We start from the raw sequence: 18,936 nt of genomic DNA on the forward strand, positions 1-18,936 counted from the left end.
CTTATTAGTGATGGCCTTCAGAAAAATCTGATGAGTGCTTCTGTAGATACTTAAGAACAAGTGCTTCTGTATCTGTATCGAAGTTAACGAACGCAATCATACCATCTAGCATGCCTACCCAACCGTTAGCGCTGAAGTGAGCTTCATCTGGCTGTGAGTGACACGTTGAACAGTTAGATTGGTACGCTTGACCTGCTGCGTTCCAGATTGGATCGAAGTTATCAACCATAGACTCTTTCTTCATCCAAAGTGCTAGGTTAACTTCTTCCCATGGAAGGCCTGTAAGCTCATCTTCTTTCTTCTCACCAACAGTGATAACGTCACTTTGAGATACTTCTTTCGTCAAGATTGCAGTCGAGATGTTCATACCGAAGTCTTCTTGGATTACACGTCCGAAGCCTTTCGCTTTACGCCAACCGTCGATTTGAATCTTGATCATGTCGCCTTTTTCGTCGATAACCGCAACTTTACTTGCAGGGCTTAGTAGACCCGCTTCAACTGTTGCTGTTTCATCTGTGTACATTGGTAGGTGACGAATAGAGATCACGTCAGAACCATTTGCGTAAGATGTGCTGCTTGCTACATTTTCTAGCTCGCCAACAATACCACTCGCTGATGCCATATCTAATGGAAGGTTGTGAGCAATACCTTTGTGACAGTCAACACAGCTTTGATCACGCTCTGCCGCGTTCTTCATCTGTATACGCGCTGTTGGGCGCATGTTTTCGAAATCCATTGAATCGTAGTTGTGGCAGTTTTTACACTCTAGAGATTTGTTCGAAGAGAAACGATCCCATTCGTGTTTAGCCAGTTCGATACGACGAGCTTCGAATTTCTCAGGCGTATCTAGGTCACCAAATACTTGAGCGAATACTTCTTTAGATGCTTGCATCTTACGAGCAATTTTTGCTGTCCATTCATGTGGAACGTGACAGTCAGGACAAGTAGCACGTACACCAGAAGTGTTTTTCCAGTGAACCGTTTCTTGTAGTTCTACGTATACGTTGTCACGCATGGTGTGACAGCTTACACAGAACTCTTCTGTATTTGTATGTTCTAGCGCTGTATTAAAACCGCCCCAGAAAATAACACCGGCGATAAAGCCACCCATGGTTAGTACACCAAGACTGATGTGTACTGCTGGGCGAGTCATTGTGCGCCATAATTTAACTAAAAATGATTTCATGTTTAGCTCTCTTAAAAATTAGTTCTAATAAAAATGTGATAGCAAGAGGGCATTACATGCCGCCGTGTGCACCTGGAGGACCTAATACAAACACTTGCAGTGCCCAAACTAGAAAGCCGTAGCCTCCTACAAAAGCCACACTTAATATTGGAAAGAGAACCACTGCAATGAAGAGGAATGACTTCCACTCCAACGAGCGTTTTTCGCCAGTTTCAATTTTATTAACATCACTCATACATTTTGCCTATTTTGTATTTAGTAATTTCGAGTAGCTCATTCTAAGGAGCTAAAGTTCTTGAGTATCTAACAACAAATTTTAGACCATACACAAAGTAGGGTTCAATCAAATCTCCTGTTATAACCCTTGCTAATCAATACTTTTTTGAGGTCATCCAAACTTGTTTTCAGTTAAACAAACTTATTAAAAAGTATTAACAAATGTGAAGAATTAAGTATATTTCACAAATGTTAAAAACCAACACTCGTGCAACTATTTGACAACCGATTTTAACTTTTTACCTACTAAGTAGTAGCCAAAAAAGCCTCAAACAACCACTATTTTGTGTTTTGTTTGTTAAATAATTGATCGTTTTTCGAATCGATGACTTTGCAGTTGAAATGCATCATTTGGCACTTTCAGATATGATAGAAGCCTTATTAAAAGGAAGCATTATGCAAGACGTTATTGATATATCTTGGTGGCAATTATTGTTTTTCAGTTCACTTCTCTTGCTACCAATTGTAATCAACCACAAGCTAAAACTTGGCCTTGGCAAAGAGGCTTCTATCAGCATCATTCGCATGACTATTCAGCTATTTCTGGTTGGCCTCTACCTAGAATACCTGTTCACTTTGAATAGCTTGTGGGTCAATTTACTGTGGTTATTTACGATGATTATCGTTGGGGCAAGCTCGATTGTTGAAAAATCCAAGTTACCGCGAAACCTCTTGTTAGTCCCAGTCGCTGTGAGCCTAGCGGTAACCTGTGTACCCATTGTCTTGTTTATCTGCTTATTCATCATTAAACCAACACCGGTTTTTAACGCGCAGTACTTAATCCCTATTGCAGGGATGCTGTTAGGTAATAGCTTAAGCAGTAACATCGTGGCATTGCAGAACTTGTTCGGTGCTTTTGAAACGCAGAAATCAGAGTACGAAGCGGCTATCGCTTTAGGCGCCTCTCCTTCCTATGCTGCAGCGCCTTTTGTGCGTAATGCTATACAGAAAGCGATGTCTCCTATTATGGCCTCAATGGCAACCACAGGCTTGGTAACGCTACCAGGAATGATGACAGGACAAATCTTAGGGGGGGCTTCACCAATGATCGCAATTAAGTATCAACTGATGATCATGTTGGCTATTTTCGTGATGATGAGCTGCTCCTTAGCGCTTGCACTACACCTATCGTTAAAGACTTCTTTAACCAAAGAAGGGAGAGTTCTCGCTCAAATACAGCCTTCAAAATAACCTCCCGACTCCTCTTAGATCTGGTTACTCACTGAATTTGATACAGGTTATCCACAGAAATTGTGGATAACCAAATCAATATAGATCCTTTTTTGTCCATTTCGGCTCGAGCAAAGATCATTGCCATTGATCCTTGGGTGATTTCAAAGACATATACACACGTGCAGAACTGCGTTGTTAAGCGTTCAAATGATAATTTAAGAAATCAACGAGTAAGTTTTCCACAAATAAAAAACGGCCTGCAATGCAGGCCGTCTTGTAAATGTCATAAGTCAGTTCAATGTTTTCACTGAGCTTTAACTAATCTTGTCACTGAGCTAGTCACGCAAGCTTTGTTGATCCGCCATCTTTATCAATCGCGTAAATAAATCAACCAATACCACATGCCAACAAAGATACCGCCGCCGATGATGTTACCGATAGTAACGGGCAGCAAGTTGTTCATCAGAAAGTCCATCATGTTTAGGTCAACATAGTCTGCCGGATTAGCCCCTGTCATTGTCCAGAATTCAGCTGGAGCAAATGTTTTGATACCGATAGCTAAAGGGACTTGGAACATATTCGCAATACAGTGCTCAAAGCCCGATGATACAAACATCGCGACAGGTAAAATCAGTACTGCAATTTTGTCAGTCAATGTTCGTCCACTAAACGTCATCCATACTGCGATACAAACCAATACGTTACACATGATGCCAAGCGCGATAGCTTGGATAAAACCATGGTGCATTTTGTGCTGAGAGATGGCCATGGCATTCAAACCCACTTGCCCATGGTCGAACATGTACTGTTTAGTCAGAAGCATGCATGCCACTAGCAATAAAGCACCAATAAGGTTACCGATATAAACGGTCGCCCAGTTCTTGACTAGGGTTCCCCAGCTAATCTTGCCACTTGCGCGAGCAACAAGAGTGAGCACCGAACTGGTAAACAGTTCACCGCCAGTAACCACAACGAGGATTAAGCCCAAGCTAAATGCAAGGCCACCTAGGACGCGAGTAATACCCCAAGGTAAATCACCAGCACCAGTGGTTACAATTGTGTAGAACACAAACGCAATACCGATATGTATGCCAGCTGAAATCGCTAGGAGAAAAGATTTGGTTGGATCTTTGGTTGCTTTACCTACGCCAATATCTGCAGCGCGCTCAGCCATTTGTGGCGGTAATAATGAGTCAAATTGGTTCAGATTCATGATGATTTACATTTTGAAACATGTTGTCGGGAGCGAGATAATCCTCTCTTTCATTTCTGAATTCAAGAGCTATTTGGGACTCAAAATACCTCCCACAACCTTGTGGAAAGGAAATAGCCCAAGTTATTCAAAATTCATACAACTTTAGTAGTAAAAAGAAAAGTATGCTGAATGAAAGGTTATCAACTTAAAAAATGACACACTTATAAATATCAATAAGTTACGAAAGAAAGCAAAGGAATAACGTACACTATAATGACTCACAGATCGCTGTTGCCTCTAGATTTTGATATAGATCAACAGAACGTAAAAAAGCGCCCTTAGGCGCTTTTAACTGAATCACAAATACAGAAATTAGTGATGCTAAACCGAAGGTTCAATCACTTCTTCTGATGATTGTTCTAAAGCAGAGCCCTCTAGATTCGACTCTGGACTCAAAGGGATTACATCAGAATCACTTTCATTGGCAACTTTACCACCTAGGTTTCTCAAGCTGTCCACTAGCTCTTCTAAACTCTTAATATGCGCATCACTCTTGGTAATCTGCTCATCTAGAAGATTGCTATGCTTAGTCGCCTCAGACAATTGTTGCGCCTGCTTCTGATTATCACTCTCTAGCTTAGCGAGTTGTTCAGTCAAAGTTTCAATTTCTGACTTTAATGACGCTGTCATATCTAAGCTTTTTAACGCTTTCACACTCGCTATAATCTTCTGAGATTGCTGACGCAACCCAACATCTCGGTAATCTTCATCATTAACCACTTGTGAAATGCTCAGCAACTGATTCTCTGCATTCAAAACCGATTGTTCGAACTTGTCGCCTTTTACACTCGCGAGCACTTTTACTTCATAAGCGACACTGCGCACGTGGTTCAACTCAAACTCCGCAGCGTGCACCGCATCTTCAATGATCGACTTTTCACGGGGACTGGCTTTTACTTGGCTTTCTGCCAAAGCAATTTGAGATGCTGCTTTAGCAAACGTCAGTGGAGCAACGTCATCAAAATCTTCATCTTCCAAGAACTCTAACTCATCCTTCAATGGTTCGATGTATTTCTTATGTGCCACTTTAACTTCTAATAAGCGAGCATTATTAAGAAACTCCACCTGTGCTTCTTGAGCGTCTTCAAGCTCATCGACCAGCACATACTCAAACAACTCACTGTATTCTGAATACAAGCGTTTGTAGCTAGAGGTAAACATGGTATCTGCGCCAAGGAACTTGAGGTAATCCATTTGTACAATCGAATCCGCTAGTACTCGGTCAGCCTTCGTCTTTAGCACTAATATCGAGTCATAATTTGATTTGATCAACGCAATTTTTTCATCAAAAGCTTCAGCGTAAGTCAGGCTCGAAAAAATTGAATAACTCTTGGTGAGCCGAGTTTCGTCTTTCAGTAAATCCGCATAAATGCTTTCAGCGTCGTCCCAAGCGTCTAAGAGTTCATTGTAATTCTCTGGAGCATAGAGAGACAACTGAGCGTGGTCTTCAAGCTTAGCCTCCCATTCGGAGTAAACGCTTTGGACAGACTGAAATGAACGGACCTCGATTGTAGATTCGTTATTGTTGTTTGTGGTTTGGTTCGCGTCTGTCTGCTCTGAAGGTGTACTCTGACACCCTGCGATAGCAAATAGCATACTGATCATTAATGCTACTTTGTTCGCTCTCACTTATGCATATCCTTTTTATACAATATTCGCTCAATGCAAATTATTTCTAGTCACAATATATTACAACCACTTAGCAATAAACATCACTGATGATTTAAGTGGGTGCAAATCACCCAATATAACCAAAATAAACCCATCACTCGATGATTAATCAATCAATTTGGTATCACTTATCAATTCTCTTTATTTGCTATTGCCTGAGCCGTGAATGCGCACTAAGGTGAAGGTAGAGAACGTTATGAATATATAGGTTAATTATGAAGTACAACGCTGAAAACATTGCTGATTTAAACCTCCTTCTTCAATTTGATGTAAGTAGTGCCGCTACTGGAATTAAAGTTCATCAAGAGGCAGCTCAAGAAACTCAAGACGCTGTTAAGCGCCTATTCGAAAAGAACCTTTGTACTCAGCCAGACGGCGGTTACCTAACAGATGAAGGTATACAGATGGCAGAGCGCGCAGACAAACTACTTCGCGTACTAAACTAAAGCTCCATTGTTCTAGTAAAAACTCCACTCGCCTCGGCCGTGGAGTTTTTTCATTTTTGGGTAAAGGTTTGTTAGGCTTACTATAAATTCATAACTTGCAGTTGTGAGGAACACATGGCTTCTATATTTATTGTTGGTGCAGGATGGGTCGGTGCACCTTTATCTAAACATCTAGAAAAACATGGTAACCAAGTGGTGGTCACAAAAACGACCCGAGCGGGTGCAGACGCCATTGGTAACAAACGTATCCCATGTGAAGTTTTCAGCTTTGACTCATCGGAGCCTGAGCATACTATCGGCCAACTCTATTCGCTGTTACTCGAAAATAATGCAGAGATCGTCATTGGTAGCTTCCCTCCCGGCTTTAGAAAAGGTGCTGGTGTCGAGTACGCCGACTATTGGCAACAACTGACCAATGCTTGCCAGAAGGCTAACGTGAAAAAGCTCATTATGGTCAGTTCGACGACCGTATACCCAACCAAGCCCGGAGTTCTGTACGAGCAAGACGCCTCACTCACTCTTTCTACCTCAGAAAACGAGCAAGCATCCGCATTTTCGGACAATGCACGCGTGATGCTGAAGGCTGAACAACTGGTGATGGATTCCGGCATCGATTACACCATTCTTCGTTTCAGTGGGTTAATCGGCCCAAGCCGCCACCCATCAAGGTTTGCAAGTAAATTGAAGCAGGTCAGCACTCAAGCTCCTGCCAACATGCTTCATCTTGACGACGCGATTGGCGCGGTCAACTTCGCTATCAACCAACTGCACAACGAAGTGGTTAATGTTACGACCCCAAACACGGTGAGTAAGGCGGAATTTTATGCCGCTGCACTGAAAAGCGCCAACAGCAGTGAGCCGCTTCCCCTCGTGGTCGATACGCCAGACAAGCTGATATCTTCGAAAAAGATTCTCGACTTAGGTTACTCGTTTAAATTCGATTCCACGCTGGACGCTCTTTATGACTAATCAATCGATAGCTAACCAAGACATAGCTAAGCAATCTGTAACAAATAACTCAAGGATTAAGCTACATCGTTCGGTCGACACCCTTTGGAACTTCATGTCTATGGGTCACAAGGTTACGCCTTCAGATTGCATCTTTGTGCTGTGCAGTAATGATACTCGCGTTGCTGAATACGCAGCTGAGCTCTATCACCAAGGTGTGGCGCCTTATATCGTATTTTCTGGCGGTGTGGGACGCTTTACAGAAGGGAGCTTTGAACGTTCAGAAGCCGAAACATTCGCGGCTATCGCACGAGACGCTGGCGTGCCTGACTCTGACATTATCGTTGAGAAGCACGCAACCAATACTGGGGAGAACGTACGATTCACCCACAAATTGCTGACTGAGCGTGGGCTATCCCCGAAACGACTGACCTTAGTACAGAAACCCTTTATGGAGAAACGTACCTACGCCACGTTTAGTAAACAATGGCCTGAAGAGAGTGTAGAAATAACCGTGACTTCACAATGGCAAAATTGGGATGATTACTTTAACGAAGAGTTGCCGTTAGACATGGTGTTGGGCGCATTGATTGCTGATTATGAACGAATCAAATTCTACCCAGCCCAAGGCTTTCAAATTGAGATGCCAATCCCCGATGACGTTGATCATGCCTATCAAGCATTGAAGCAGCTCGGCTTCGAATAAATCAAAAGTTCCACTTCGAATAAAGCAAAGGCGCGACTTGGAATAAAGCAAAAGCACAGGCTCAATAAACAAAAACGGTGACACTTGGTCACCGTTTTTGTTTTAGCAAGCTGAACTATGAGATCGGCTTATTTACCTAATGCTTCTTTATAGTGCAGACGGCAAGCAGAAACATACTGATCATTACCGCCAATAGCCACTTGGTCACCTTCAGCAATCGCCACACCGTGCTCGTCGGTACGGATTACCATATTAGCTTTACGGCCACAGTGACAAATGGTTTTAAGCTCAACCAGTTTATCTGCCCAAGATAATAAGTAACGGCTACCTTCAAACAGTTCACCCAAGAAATCGGTACGTAAACCGTAGCAAAGTACAGGGATATGCAGTTTATCGACCACTTCTGTTAACTGGTACACCTGCTCTTTCGACAAGAACTGACACTCATCAATCAAAACACAATGACGCTTTTCTTCTTCATTGAGTTTTTGGATTGCGTCAAACATATTGGTGTCATTTTTAAAAAGTTGAGCTTCAGATTGCAAACCAATTCGAGAGCTAACTTTACCGATACCATAACGATCATCCAATGCTGCCGTAAAGATCACTGGCGTCATGCCACGCTCTTGGTAGTTGAATGAAGACTGAAGAAGTGTTGTTGATTTACCCGCATTCATTGCCGAGTAATAAAAATACATCTGAGCCACAGAAATATTCCTGTTAATTAAAAGTTGAAGATAAAAAGGTGATATTAGAGAATTTTTGCTAGAAAAAAGGGCTGAAAATCAGCCCTTTTTATAATATTTACTTACGACGCCAAGTCGTACCTTCTGGACCATCTTCCAGAACAATACCCAACTCGTTCAGCTTGTCACGTGCAAGGTCAGCATTCGCCCAATCTTTCGAAGCACGAGAGTCGTTACGCAGTTTGATCAACGCTTCGATTTCAGCCACTTCGTCATCGTTGCCTGCCGCATCACCTTGCAAGAAAGCCTCTGGGTCTTGATGAAGAATACCGATGATGTCTGCCAGTTCACGCATCAATGCACCTAGTGCACTTGCTTTTTCGACGCTTTCAGTTTTGATGCGGTTGATTTCACGAGCCATTTCAAACAGTACTGAATAAGCTTCTGGAGTGTTGAAATCATCGTTCATCGCTGTAGAGAAACGAGTCACGTACTCTTCACCACCAGCCGGAGCTGCTGTAACGTCTAGGCCACGAAGTGATGTGTAGAGACGCTCAAGTGACGCACGAGCTTGGGTTAGGTTATCTTCGCTGTAGTTCAGTTGGCTACGGTAGTGACCAGACATTAGGAAGTAACGTACTGTTTCTGCATCGTAATGCTGAAGTACGTCACGGATAGTGAAGAAGTTACCCAGTGACTTAGACATTTTTTCTCTGTCTACCATCACCATGCCACTGTGCATCCAAGTATTCACATACTGGGTGCCGTGTGCGCAGCAAGATTGTGCGATTTCGTTCTCGTGGTGCGGGAACTGTAGATCTGAACCGCCACCGTGGATATCGAAGTGATTGCCAAGAATAGAAGAGTTCATTGCTGAACACTCAATGTGCCAACCCGGACGACCTGGACCCCATGGTGATTCCCACGTAGGTTCACCTGGCTTAGACATCTTCCAAAGAACGAAATCTAACGGGCTACGTTTTGCGGAATCGACATCAACACGAGCACCCGCTTGAAGCTGGTCAAGGTCTTGCTTTGAAAGCTTACCGTATTCGTCAAATTTCTTAACTTCGAACATGACGTCGCCGTTGCTTGCGACATAAGCAAAACCACGCTCAATTAACTTTTCAACAAGCTCAACGATTTCAGTGATGAATTCAGTCGCACGAGGCTCAACATCAGGACGCTTCATGTTCAATGCATCGAAGTCCGCGTGCATTTCCCCGATCAGGCGCTCAGTCAGAGAATCACAAGACTCACCGTTTTCATTAGCGCGCTTGATGATTTTATCATCGATATCAGTGATGTTACGAACGAAGTTCAAATCGTAACCAAGGTAACGAAGGTAACGAGTTACTACATCGAAAGAAACAAACGTGCGGCCATGACCAATGTGACAGAGATCGTATATGGTTACCCCACAGACATACATGCCGACTTTGCCAGCTGTAATTGGTTTGAATTCCTCTTTCTGTCTTGTGAGTGTGTTATAAATTTTCAGCATGATCTCTATCTATATTTGTGTATTAATCAAAATAAGAGGTCAAGTATATCAATTCATGCGTTATTAGGTAATCCCCCAAAGCAGTAATTACCTCAAACAACCAAGTTAAGTTAATGATTTGGTGATTTGAAAGTCCGTCAACATGCGCTAGAATTCGAACTTCATATTAAAAAGACAGTAAGGTAACAATCATGATCATCCTTCACACAAATTTTGGTGACATCAAAGTTCAACTTAACGAAGAAAAAGCACCAGAAACAAGCGCAAACTTCCTACAGTATTGCCGTGACGGTTTTTACGACAACACGCTATTCCACCGTGTTATCGATGGTTTCATGGTTCAAGGCGGCGGTATGACTTCTGGCCTTAAAGAAAAAACAACTCGTGCAACTATCAAGAACGAAGCAAACAACGGCCTAGCGAACAAAGTTGGTACGCTAGCAATGGCTCGTACTATGGAACCGCATTCAGCGAGCTCTCAGTTCTTCATCAACGTTAACGACAACTCTTTCCTAAACTTCCGTAGCGAAAGCCTAGACGGCTGGGGCTACTGTGTATTCGCAGAAGTTGTTGAAGGCATGGACATCGTAAACAAGATCAAAGGTGTTAGCACTGGTTCTATGGGTATGCACCAAGATGTACCTCTAGAAGAAGTGATCATCACTGGTACTACAATCGAAGCTTAATCACTTGCTTTCGGTTAGGGCGTATTGACCTTTTGAGCTGATTTTTGCAGCGAGTTGCTGGGGATTTATACAAGGCAGAGGCTTTGATGTGTAGCTAGCCTACATGAGAAGCCGATAACGCAGTAGAAATGACCAGCAAACGCTGCCCAAAGGGTTCGGCTAAAAGCGTTCTACTCTTTGTTGAGGGAAATTTGCTTAGAATGACTAGGCTTCCTATCCCTCGCCTCGATTAAAACGCTTTTATCTCGAACAAAATTTAACCGCCAAAGGTCAACACGCCCTAGTATTAATAATTGATGCGCCGATAAAATCAGGATATAGGGAGCGAATCGCTCCCTTTTTTTAGACCTATGAAAACATATTTTATATCAGACCTGCACCTTACTCCGTCACGACAAGATATCACTGACTGCTTCTTAACCTTTATGAAGAAAGAAGCGGTAGAAGCGGATGCACTTTACGTATTAGGCGACCTTTTCGAATTCTGGATTGGTGACGACGATAAGAGTGAGTTCGCCACTTCTATCCGCCAAGCGTTTATCGACTTAGTGAAAACGGGCGTACCTTGCTACTTCACACAAGGTAACCGTGACTTTTTAGTTGGTAAAAAATTTGCCAAGCAAACGGGTGTGCAACTTCTAGATGAAGTATCAACGATCGATATCTACGGGCAAAAAGCGGTGGTGTTGCATGGTGATACCCTGTGTACCGAAGATGTAAAATACCTCGCCTTCCGCGAAAAAGTGCATCAACCATGGCTGCAATGGGTCTTCAACAGAATTCCATTTTTCATCAAGAAGAAAATTGTCTCGAAGGTTCAATCTGACATCAAAGATGACAAGCAGACCAAATCTCTCGACATCATGGATGTGACACAACAAGAAGTGGAAGATGTGATGGAACGAAACAGCGTCGATCTTATGATCCATGGCCATACTCATCGCCCTGACATTCACACCTTCAATGCTAATAATTGCACTAAAACTCGTATCGTATTGGGTGATTGGTATACGCAAGGTTCAGTGCTGGTGTTCACTCCGCAAAGTTTTGAACTACAGAATCGAGAGTTTAGCAACCGCTTTTAACATCACTATTAAACTTTCACTTTGATTATTATTATCGGTCAGACTTTCATAGAAAGTGTATGGTAATTTCTACTGAATTAGCTATTATCTCTCTACCAGAAATAAACAGAACACAGTACCAAGTTGAAATATTCATACGTAGCGCGTCAACCAATACTCGATACAGACAAGAAAACCATAGGTTACGAGTTGCTATTCAGGGATGGTCCTAAGAACACTTTCCCTGAAGTAGAGCCGGAGCTCGCTACTAGCCGTTTGCTTTCCGATCACTTTTTATCAACTCACTATAATACGTTGGGTGATAAATTGGGGTTCGTGAACTTCCCTTATGCAAGCCTAATCAACTTAGTCCCGACTCTGTTCCCCAAAGAAAGCCTCGTTGTTGAGGTTCTTGAAGACTGCGAACCAACAGACGAACTACTTGAAGCAATAAAAGCTATCTATGACGCGGGTTACACTATCGCGTTAGACGACTTTGTACCAAGCAAAGCATGGAAGCGCTTTTTACCGTACGTTTCAATTATCAAGTTTGATATCCGTTTGATCTCAATCGCGAAAGCTTCGATGTTCATGAACTCTCTCAAAGGGTTGGATATTAAGTTCCTCGCAGAAAAGGTCGAGACTTACGATGAATATCAAGAAGCAAATCGAGCAGGCTTCACCTACTTCCAAGGTTATTTTTTCAGCAAGCCGGAAATGATTCAAACTCGCGCTCTCAACCCTGCGTTCTTGACGATTGTTCAACTGTTAAAAGAGATTGCGCACGACCCTATCGACTTCGGCGAAGTAGAACGTTTAATTACGTTAGATGTGACGCTTTCTTATAAAGTACTTGCGTATGTAAACTCCGCAGGTGGCTCAGCAACGACCATTCGTTCATTTCGCCAAGCGCTTATTTTCCTTGGCGAGCAAAAGCTGCGTAAGTTCGTTTCACTAGTAGCGATTGCCTCTGCGAAAGAAGATAAACCCGATTCACTCTATGGTTTAGCGGTACTGCGCGCTCGTCAGTGTGAACTCTTAGTAGAAAAGATGAATGTAAAGGTAGAACCCGGACAAGCCTTTTTAACCGGTATGTTCTCTCTACTTGATTCACTGTTTGACCAACCGTTACAGCAAGTCTTGGACTCAGTACCAATCGATGAAGAGATCAAGCAAGCTCTGATTCAACGAAAAGGTGTCTTAGGTGCCATTATGGCAATGGTCATTGCCTATGAACAAGCTCGCTGGGACGAAGCAACGCGCATCCGTAAACTTCTCAAGCTAAGTGAAGCGGAACTCGGTCAAGCTTATGATGAAGCCACTACTTGGGCTCAAGAGCTGTTATCACCTTCGTTGAAATAATTCACTTCACATTGCTGCTTCAATAGAAACTAAGCTTTGGTGAGCGATCGTTTCTTGGTAAACTCCAACGCATTCATATATGGCCTCTTAATAGAGGCCATTTTTACAGGATCTGACTATGTCTTTATGCCCATGCGGTAGCAAAAATACTTACCAACAATGTTGCGAATCAGCACACCTTAACCACAGTGCAGTTGAAACACCCGAGCAATTAATGCGCTCTCGTTATTCTGCACATGTACTTGGTTTGGTTGATTATGTGGTTGCTACTTACCACCCGACTTGTAATGCAGAAGCGCAGAGAGAAGGTATTGCCGAATCCATAGATAGTGATTGGGCGGGTTTAGAGGTCATCGGTACAGCCGCAGGTTCACATGAGAACGAAGGCTTTGTTGAGTTTAAAGCTTACTTCAACGACGGAGCTGATCAGTTCTGTATGCAAGAACGTTCGCGCTTTGTTCGTGAAGACGGTATTTGGTATTACATTGATGGCACCTTCCCTGAGCAAGAAGATGAACAAGAAGAACAATCAGATCCAGAGATTGACCCGCGTCTAAACCAAACGGTTGAAAGTTTTAAAATCGGCCGTAATGACCCATGTATCTGTGGTAGCGGAAAGAAATATAAGAAGTGCTGCGGGTAAGTCAAAAAACTAGAATGTTTGATTAAGTAAAGAGATTCCTGATGTCGCTTAGGCTCCTCGGAATGACGTAAAGTCAGAGTGTAGAAAAGTGACGTAGGGCTTAGAAATCTTGAAATCTTGAAATCTTGAAAAGATTGAAAAGATTGAAAAGATTGAAAAGATTGAAAATTAAAAAGCCCCGTAAACATAATTGTTTACGGGGCTTTTATCTATCTGTTACGTAGTTCGATTAATCTAAAGAGAGCTTACTTATGGCGCTCTTTTAATTTGTTCACCACATCGTTCATCGATAAGCCTTGGTCTTGTAAAAGAACCATCAAGTGATAAATTAAGTCTGCTGACTCACACACTAATTCCGCCTTATCGCCCGACGTCGCCGCAAGCGCGACTTCAACGCCTTCTTCGCCCACTTTTTGCGAAATACGCTTGGTGCCACGGGCATATAAACTGGCAGTATAAGAAGACTCAGGGTCTGCGTCCTTGCGGGCAGCCAGTAGCTGCTCAAGCTGATGAAGCCACACCATCTGAGATTCTTCTTGCTTGTCTCCATCCCAACACGTTGTTGTACCTGTGTGGCACGTTGGGCCAATGGGATTAACCTTAACCAGCAAGGTGTCGTTGTCACAATCCAATGACATGTTTTGCAGTTGCAATACGTTACCCGACGTTTCACCTTTGGTCCAAAGGCGCTCTTTAGTGCGAGAGAAAAACGTCACTTGGCCAGTTTCACCTGTTTTCTCGAGCGCTGCTGGGTTCATGTATCCCATCATCAGCACTTGGCTCGATTGGTAATCTTGAACAATAGCTGGCACTAAGCCATCTACTTTTTCCCAATCAATACGCTCTGACAATGCGCCTACTTCTGTTTTTGATAAGCTTACGGGTTCAAAACTCATAGTCGCACCTCTACATCTTGTTGTTTCAAATACTGTTTAAGTTCACCAATATTGATGACTTGCTTGTGGAATACCGAAGCCGCAAGTGCTCCGTCCACGTTGGTTTTTTTATAGGCTTCAGCAAAGTGCTCCATCGCACCTGCGCCACCTGATGCAATCAGGGGTACATTACACACTGAACGTACCATGTTTAACTGGTCGATATCATAGCCGTTGCGAACGCCATCTTGGTTCATCATGTTCAACACAATCTCACCTGCACCACGTTTCTGTACTTCCTGCACCCAATCTTTGGTTTCCCACTTGGTTGCTTTGGTACGCGCTTCATCGCCTGTGAATTGGTAAACCTGATATTTACCCGTCTCTTTATCGAAGTATGAATCGATACCGACAACGATACACTGCACGCCGAACTTATCCGCTAGGTCCGTGATCAGCTGTGGGTTAGCTAATGCAGGCGAGTTGATGGATACTTTATCTGCACCAAACTCAAGAATACGTGCTGCATCTTCCGCGGACTTAATACCACCAGCCACACAGAAAGGAATATCAATCACTTCTGCTACGCGTTTCACCCAGCTTTTATCGACCACACGGCCATCACTTGATGCGGTAATATCGTAAAATACTAATTCATCAGCGCCCTCTTCTGCGTAGCGTTGTGCTAGCGGAACGATGTCACCAATAATTTCGTGGTTGCGGAATTGAACGCCCTTAACCACTTGCCCATCACGGACATCCAAACAAGGGATTATTCGCTTTGCCAACATGCAAATGCCTCCTCTGCTGTGAACTTGCCATCAAGCAGTGCGCGACCAACAATCACACCCGCAACGCCACTGCCTTTCAGTGCTTCGATATCAGCTAGGCTGCCAATGCCACCCGATGATTGGAATTGCACTTGTGGGTACTGCTTACAAAGATCAACATAGAGCTCTACGTTTGACCCTTCTAGCGTGCCATCACGTGAAATATCAGTACACAGAACGTGTTTAAGGCCAACCGTGAGGTAATCTTCAATTAGCGCTTCAATAGTCACACCTGAATCTTCTTGCCAACCTGAAATCGCGACTTTACGTGTGCCGCTTTCGTCGATGTTGATGTCCAGAGCCAGCACGATTTTTTCCGCGCCGTACTTCTCCATCCAACCTTTAACCAACTCTGGTTGCTTAACTGCTGTAGAACCAACCACAACGCGCTGTGCGCCAGCTTCTAGCAGATCAACGACATCTTGTTCATTACGAACGCCACCACCAATCTGGATGTTGGCAGGCGTGCTAGCCAGTAGCTTAGCAATCAAGTCTAACTGACGAGCAGTGGTATCTTTTGCGCCCGTTAAGTCAACAAGGTGAAGCCAGCCAGCGCCAGCTTGGTGATACAGGTTGAACTGCTCTGCTGGATCGACTTTGTATTCTGTTACTTGCCCGTAGTCCCCTTGAAATAAGCGAACTACTTGGCCTTCAATTAAATCTAACGCGGGAATAATCATTTACATTCCTTATCTGGCAACGGTAGCCGCTGCCTAATCCTTATTACAATTCCAAGAAGTTCTGAATCAGCTTAGAGCCAGCTTTTGACGAACGTTCTGGGTGGAACTGAACACCATAATAGTTGCCACTTTGCACTGCGGCAGTAAACGGATTGCCGTAATCACATTGTGCGATTGTGTAGTCACCCACTGGCATTGCGAAGCTGTGTACAAAGTAGAAGTACTCGCCCTCTTCAATATCTTTGAATAGAGGGTGGTTAGGTGTCGCGGTTACTGTGTTCCAACCCATGTGTGGTAATGGTAAATCACCCGTTTCAAGTAAACGAACTTCGCCATCACACAATCCTAGGCATTCAACTAACTCGTCAGCTTTTTGGCCTTTCTCTTGAGACAGTTTGCCTAACAGTTGCATACCTAAACAAATACCCAGCAGAGGCTTCTCTACTTGTTTCACAAGGCTAACAAGGTCACGCTCTTGCAAGTTCTTCATTGCCTCACTTGCTGTACCTACACCGGGTAGGAACAGCTTGTCCGCAGCAAGAACAACTTTTGGTTCTTTTGAAATTTCAACGGCATAGCCCAGGCGTTCAATAGCAAACTTCACTGAGGAAACGTTGGCACAACCAGTATCAATAATAACGACTTTTTGATCTTTCATTGTTTTTCCTTGCTAACGTTAGCCTTACAGAACGCCTTTGCTGCTTGGTAACTCGTTACCTTCAACTTTGATTGCTTGGCGGAGAGTACGGCCAAACGCTTTGAACAGACTCTCAATAATGTGGTGATCATTATTACCAGCTGAAGAAAGGTGCAATGTACAAGCCAATGTATCGGTTAGAGAGCGGAAGAAGTGAACCACCATCTCCGTAGAAAGGTCACCCACTTGCTCGCGGCTAAACTTAGCATCAAATTTTAGGTACGGACGACCAGATAGGTCTAAAGCACACTGAGCTAAACACTCATCCATAGGCAAGCTGAAACCGAAACGGCCGATACCACGTTTGTCGCCTAACGCATCTTTAAGTGCTTGGCCTAAAGCGAGAGCGGTGTCTTCGATTGTGTGGTGATCATCAATGTGTAGGTCGCCCTTCACAGTCAGGTTCATTTGGAAACCGCCGTGTGTCGCGATTTGATCAAGCATGTGATCGAAGAAACCCATGCCAGTATCGATCTTGTTACCACCCGTTTCATCGAGGTTAACGGCTACCTTGATGTCAGTTTCTTTCGTTGTACGAACCACTTCAGCAACACGAGCATTAACCGTTAAATCTTTAACGATCTGTGGCCAGTTGAGTGTGCCTTCCGTTTCTGCATCCGGGCCATATTGAATGCCGCGGATTGCCATGTTTTCTGCAAGTTGAAGATCCGTCATTCGATCGCCAATGACAACAGAATGTTGGAAGTCGACTTTGCCGCCTTGTAGGTATTCTTTAACCATACCCAGTTTAGGCTTACGGCAAGAGCAGTTGTCTTCGTCAAAGTGAGGGCAAATAAGCACATCGTCAAACTTAACGCCTTGAGACTCAAAGAACTCCATCATCATATTGTGTGGAGCATCGAACTCTTCTTGTGGGTAGCTGTCGGTACCTAGGCCATCTTGGTTAGTGACCATCACTAAGCGGTAACCCGCATCTTGCAATGCCAGTAGGCTAGGGATCACTAGCGGTTCGAATTTTAGTTTGTCTAAACGGTCTACTTGAAAGTCGACTGGCGGCTCAACAATTAAGGTGCCATCACGGTCTATAAAAAGTATTTTCTGTTGTTTACTCACTTGAACTTCCTTTTAATTTTAAATCTGCTGGCCTAGCTAAAATCAAACGCTAACCCAAAATATTGATTTCATTTGCCAGTCTGTTTTTAATCAACTCAGACTGACAAATGTTATTAATGGTAAGCCTTTCGTTACTGAAAAAAGTTACGAATGAATCCAAGTGTCTTTTCGCACTCTTCGCGGTTACCAATACTAATACGAACACAGTCTTCAATTGGCGAATTACGCAAGATGATGCCCGTATCCCAAGCCGCTTTAAATAACTCATCGCCGTTCGGGAATTTAACCAGCAGGTAGTTACCCCAACCATCAAATACCGTCACTTGAGGCATACCCAACAAACCAGCTTGCAAATACGCTCGGTTAGCACTTAAATCCAAAACTTGGAACTTCGCTCGCGCAAGCCCTTGTTCAGAAAGCGCTTGAACGGCAATGTCAGCAACTGGAATCGGAACTGGGTAAGGCGCAATCACTTTCAACAGTACATCGATAAGCGCTTTGTTCGCCAGCGTAAAGCCACAACGTAAACCCGCCAGAGCAAAAGCTTTCGACAAGGTACGCAGAATCGCAAGGTTCGGGTATTGCTCAAGCAAGTCGACCGTTGACGCTTCTGGACAGAAATCGATATACGCTTCATCCATCACCACAATCGCTTTGTCTTGCGTCATTTCAAGCAGTTTGATGATGTCTTTGCGATCAACTAAGTTACCCGTTGGGTTGTTTGGGCTACAAACAAACACTACTTTCACGTTGTCTAGTTGAGATTCAATAGCAGGAAGATCCAATTGCCATTCAGCCGTTAAAGGCACAACCTTGCGCTCAACACCAATCGTCTCGGCACTGATGGCATACATACCGTAAGTCGGAGGGCAGTACAGAATCGAATCTTCGTTCGGCTCGCAGAAAGCTCGAATCAAAAGTTCGATACCTTCGTCAGCGCCACGAGTGGTCAGCGTTTGCTCTGATTTCACGCCTGCATATTGAGCGTAAGCATCGATCAGCTCTTTAGGCTGGCACTCGCTGTAGCGATTAAGACGAGACAAGTTTAGGTTGTACTCGTTATCAAACGGAGACTCGTTAGCGTTTAGCCACACATCTCCGCTGCCACCAATGCGTCTTGCAGACAAGTAAGGTGTAAGAGCCTGAACTTGTTTTCTTGCTAACTTTTCCATGC

The 18,936-nt window shown here is 43.7% G+C and carries 20 protein-coding genes; 8 read left to right on the plus strand and 12 right to left on the minus strand.

Features of this window, described 5'->3' with window-relative positions; all coding sequences use genetic code 11:
* Positions 1 to 4: 4 nt before the first annotated feature.
* Together torC and torE are read right to left on the minus strand one after the other, a co-directional pair.
* Positions 5 to 1,186, minus strand: a complete 1,182-nt coding sequence (gene torC, locus AACU28_RS18935; protein WP_004734592.1) for a pentaheme c-type cytochrome TorC — start codon at positions 1,184 to 1,186, stop codon at positions 5 to 7.
* Positions 1,187 to 1,238: 52 nt separating this feature from the next.
* The gene (gene torE, locus AACU28_RS18940) at positions 1,239 to 1,421 is read right to left on the minus strand and encodes a trimethylamine N-oxide reductase system protein TorE (protein WP_004734591.1); all 183 of its coding nucleotides are present in this window, start codon (positions 1,419 to 1,421) and stop codon (positions 1,239 to 1,241) included.
* Between the two features lie 437 nt (positions 1,422 to 1,858).
* On the opposite strand from torE, the gene AACU28_RS18945 reads away from it, so the two are divergent.
* Positions 1,859 to 2,653: an ABC transporter permease gene (locus AACU28_RS18945; RefSeq protein ID WP_108155522.1), complete on the plus strand. Its 795-nt coding sequence runs from the start codon at positions 1,859 to 1,861 to the stop codon at positions 2,651 to 2,653.
* A gap of 352 nt (positions 2,654 to 3,005) precedes the next feature.
* Here the strand turns inward: AACU28_RS18945 and focA are convergent, their stop codons facing one another.
* Positions 3,006 to 3,848, minus strand: a complete 843-nt coding sequence (gene focA / locus AACU28_RS18950) for a formate transporter FocA (RefSeq protein WP_004734589.1) — start codon at positions 3,846 to 3,848, stop codon at positions 3,006 to 3,008.
* A gap of 363 nt (positions 3,849 to 4,211) precedes the next feature.
* Positions 4,212 to 5,519, minus strand: a complete 1,308-nt coding sequence (locus AACU28_RS18955; RefSeq protein WP_121603432.1) for an ATPase — start codon at positions 5,517 to 5,519, stop codon at positions 4,212 to 4,214.
* Positions 5,520 to 5,776: 257 nt separating this feature from the next.
* On the opposite strand from AACU28_RS18955, the gene AACU28_RS18960 reads away from it, so the two are divergent.
* The 3 genes from AACU28_RS18960 (at position 5,777) to AACU28_RS18970 (ending at position 7,661) form a co-directional block, all read left to right on the plus strand.
* A complete protein-coding gene (locus AACU28_RS18960) occupies positions 5,777 to 6,007 on the plus strand; it encodes a TIGR02647 family protein (protein ID WP_004734587.1) in 231 nt (76 codons plus the stop codon).
* 114 nt (positions 6,008 to 6,121) lie between these two features.
* Positions 6,122 to 6,976 carry an NAD(P)H-binding protein gene (locus AACU28_RS18965; RefSeq protein WP_061022641.1) on the plus strand — a complete coding sequence of 285 codons (855 nt, stop codon included), beginning with the start codon at positions 6,122 to 6,124 and terminating at the stop codon, positions 6,974 to 6,976.
* The gene (locus tag AACU28_RS18970) at positions 6,969 to 7,661 is read left to right on the plus strand and encodes a YdcF family protein (protein WP_121603433.1); all 693 of its coding nucleotides are present in this window, start codon (positions 6,969 to 6,971) and stop codon (positions 7,659 to 7,661) included. The genes AACU28_RS18965 and AACU28_RS18970 overlap by 8 nt, the downstream gene beginning before the upstream one ends.
* A gap of 128 nt (positions 7,662 to 7,789) precedes the next feature.
* On the opposite strand, the gene AACU28_RS18975 is transcribed toward AACU28_RS18970, so the two are convergent.
* Both AACU28_RS18975 and cysS read right to left on the minus strand, forming a co-directional pair.
* Complete coding sequence (locus AACU28_RS18975) at positions 7,790 to 8,368, minus strand: thymidine kinase (RefSeq protein WP_004734584.1); 579 nt, start codon at positions 8,366 to 8,368, stop codon at positions 7,790 to 7,792.
* Between the two features lie 97 nt (positions 8,369 to 8,465).
* A complete protein-coding gene (gene cysS / locus AACU28_RS18980) occupies positions 8,466 to 9,851 on the minus strand; it encodes a cysteine--tRNA ligase (protein ID WP_017078988.1) in 1,386 nt (461 codons plus the stop codon).
* A 191-nt stretch (positions 9,852 to 10,042) separates the two neighbouring features.
* On the opposite strand from cysS, the gene AACU28_RS18985 reads away from it, so the two are divergent.
* The 4 genes from AACU28_RS18985 to AACU28_RS19000 all read left to right on the plus strand — a co-directional run bounded on the left by AACU28_RS18985 (position 10,043) and on the right by AACU28_RS19000 (position 13,606).
* The gene (locus AACU28_RS18985) at positions 10,043 to 10,537 is read left to right on the plus strand and encodes a peptidylprolyl isomerase (protein WP_004734582.1); all 495 of its coding nucleotides are present in this window, start codon (positions 10,043 to 10,045) and stop codon (positions 10,535 to 10,537) included.
* A gap of 350 nt (positions 10,538 to 10,887) precedes the next feature.
* Positions 10,888 to 11,622, plus strand: coding sequence for a UDP-2,3-diacylglucosamine diphosphatase (gene lpxH, locus AACU28_RS18990; protein ID WP_004734581.1), 735 nt, complete (start codon positions 10,888 to 10,890; stop codon positions 11,620 to 11,622).
* A 123-nt stretch (positions 11,623 to 11,745) separates the two neighbouring features.
* On the plus strand, positions 11,746 to 12,963 hold the full coding sequence (locus AACU28_RS18995) for an EAL and HDOD domain-containing protein (protein ID WP_004734580.1): 1,218 nt from the start codon (positions 11,746 to 11,748) through the stop codon (positions 12,961 to 12,963).
* Between the two features lie 118 nt (positions 12,964 to 13,081).
* Positions 13,082 to 13,606 (plus strand): YchJ family protein, encoded by a 525-nt coding sequence (locus AACU28_RS19000; protein WP_121603434.1) that lies wholly within the window; start codon positions 13,082 to 13,084, stop codon positions 13,604 to 13,606.
* A 245-nt stretch (positions 13,607 to 13,851) separates the two neighbouring features.
* Here the strand turns inward: AACU28_RS19000 and hisIE are convergent, their stop codons facing one another.
* The 6 genes from hisIE to hisC form a co-directional block, all read right to left on the minus strand.
* A complete protein-coding gene (hisIE, locus tag AACU28_RS19005; RefSeq protein ID WP_017094419.1) occupies positions 13,852 to 14,502 on the minus strand; it encodes a bifunctional phosphoribosyl-AMP cyclohydrolase/phosphoribosyl-ATP diphosphatase HisIE in 651 nt (216 codons plus the stop codon).
* Positions 14,499 to 15,272, minus strand: coding sequence for an imidazole glycerol phosphate synthase subunit HisF (hisF, locus tag AACU28_RS19010; protein ID WP_004734577.1), 774 nt, complete (start codon positions 15,270 to 15,272; stop codon positions 14,499 to 14,501). The genes hisIE and hisF overlap by 4 nt, the downstream gene beginning before the upstream one ends.
* Positions 15,254 to 15,991 (minus strand): 1-(5-phosphoribosyl)-5-[(5-phosphoribosylamino)methylideneamino]imidazole-4-carboxamide isomerase, encoded by a 738-nt coding sequence (gene hisA, locus AACU28_RS19015; protein WP_012604374.1) that lies wholly within the window; start codon positions 15,989 to 15,991, stop codon positions 15,254 to 15,256. The genes hisF and hisA overlap by 19 nt, the downstream gene beginning before the upstream one ends.
* Positions 15,992 to 16,034: 43 nt before the next feature.
* A complete protein-coding gene (gene hisH / locus AACU28_RS19020) occupies positions 16,035 to 16,649 on the minus strand; it encodes an imidazole glycerol phosphate synthase subunit HisH (RefSeq protein ID WP_004734575.1) in 615 nt (204 codons plus the stop codon).
* Between the two features lie 24 nt (positions 16,650 to 16,673).
* A complete protein-coding gene (gene hisB, locus AACU28_RS19025; protein WP_004734574.1) occupies positions 16,674 to 17,762 on the minus strand; it encodes a bifunctional histidinol-phosphatase/imidazoleglycerol-phosphate dehydratase HisB in 1,089 nt (362 codons plus the stop codon).
* A 131-nt stretch (positions 17,763 to 17,893) separates the two neighbouring features.
* Positions 17,894 to 18,934 carry a histidinol-phosphate transaminase gene (gene hisC, locus AACU28_RS19030; protein WP_102491433.1) on the minus strand — a complete coding sequence of 347 codons (1,041 nt, stop codon included), beginning with the start codon at positions 18,932 to 18,934 and terminating at the stop codon, positions 17,894 to 17,896.
* Positions 18,935 to 18,936: the final 2 nt, after the last annotated feature.

Origin of the sequence: Vibrio sp. SBT000027 (genome assembly GCF_963894355.1) — a bacterium.
GTDB lineage: Bacteria > Pseudomonadota > Gammaproteobacteria > Enterobacterales > Vibrionaceae > Vibrio > Vibrio splendidus.

Excerpts from the sequence above, each read along its gene's own strand:
- AACU28_RS18985 (WP_004734582.1), top strand. The coding sequence starts at position 10,043 with ATGATCATCCTTCACACAAATTTTGGTGACATCAAAGTTCAACTTAAC.
- AACU28_RS19000 (WP_121603434.1), top strand. The coding sequence starts at position 13,082 with ATGTCTTTATGCCCATGCGGTAGCAAAAATACTTACCAACAATGTTGC.
- hisIE (WP_017094419.1), bottom strand. The coding sequence starts at position 14,502 with ATGAGTTTTGAACCCGTAAGCTTATCAAAAACAGAAGTAGGCGCATTG.
- torC (WP_004734592.1), bottom strand. The coding sequence starts at position 1,186 with ATGAAATCATTTTTAGTTAAATTATGGCGCACAATGACTCGCCCAGCA.
- AACU28_RS18945 (WP_108155522.1), top strand. The coding sequence starts at position 1,859 with ATGCAAGACGTTATTGATATATCTTGGTGGCAATTATTGTTTTTCAGT.
- focA (WP_004734589.1), bottom strand. The coding sequence starts at position 3,848 with ATGAATCTGAACCAATTTGACTCATTATTACCGCCACAAATGGCTGAG.
- cysS (WP_017078988.1), bottom strand. The coding sequence starts at position 9,851 with ATGCTGAAAATTTATAACACACTCACAAGACAGAAAGAGGAATTCAAA.
- hisA (WP_012604374.1), bottom strand. The coding sequence starts at position 15,991 with ATGATTATTCCCGCGTTAGATTTAATTGAAGGCCAAGTAGTTCGCTTA.
- lpxH (WP_004734581.1), top strand. The coding sequence starts at position 10,888 with ATGAAAACATATTTTATATCAGACCTGCACCTTACTCCGTCACGACAA.
- hisH (WP_004734575.1), bottom strand. The coding sequence starts at position 16,649 with ATGAAAGATCAAAAAGTCGTTATTATTGATACTGGTTGTGCCAACGTT.
- AACU28_RS18960 (WP_004734587.1), top strand. The coding sequence starts at position 5,777 with ATGAAGTACAACGCTGAAAACATTGCTGATTTAAACCTCCTTCTTCAA.
- hisF (WP_004734577.1), bottom strand. The coding sequence starts at position 15,272 with ATGTTGGCAAAGCGAATAATCCCTTGTTTGGATGTCCGTGATGGGCAA.
- hisC (WP_102491433.1), bottom strand. The coding sequence starts at position 18,934 with ATGGAAAAGTTAGCAAGAAAACAAGTTCAGGCTCTTACACCTTACTTG.
- torE (WP_004734591.1), bottom strand. The coding sequence starts at position 1,421 with ATGAGTGATGTTAATAAAATTGAAACTGGCGAAAAACGCTCGTTGGAG.
- AACU28_RS18965 (WP_061022641.1), top strand. The coding sequence starts at position 6,122 with ATGGCTTCTATATTTATTGTTGGTGCAGGATGGGTCGGTGCACCTTTA.
- AACU28_RS18970 (WP_121603433.1), top strand. The coding sequence starts at position 6,969 with ATGACTAATCAATCGATAGCTAACCAAGACATAGCTAAGCAATCTGTA.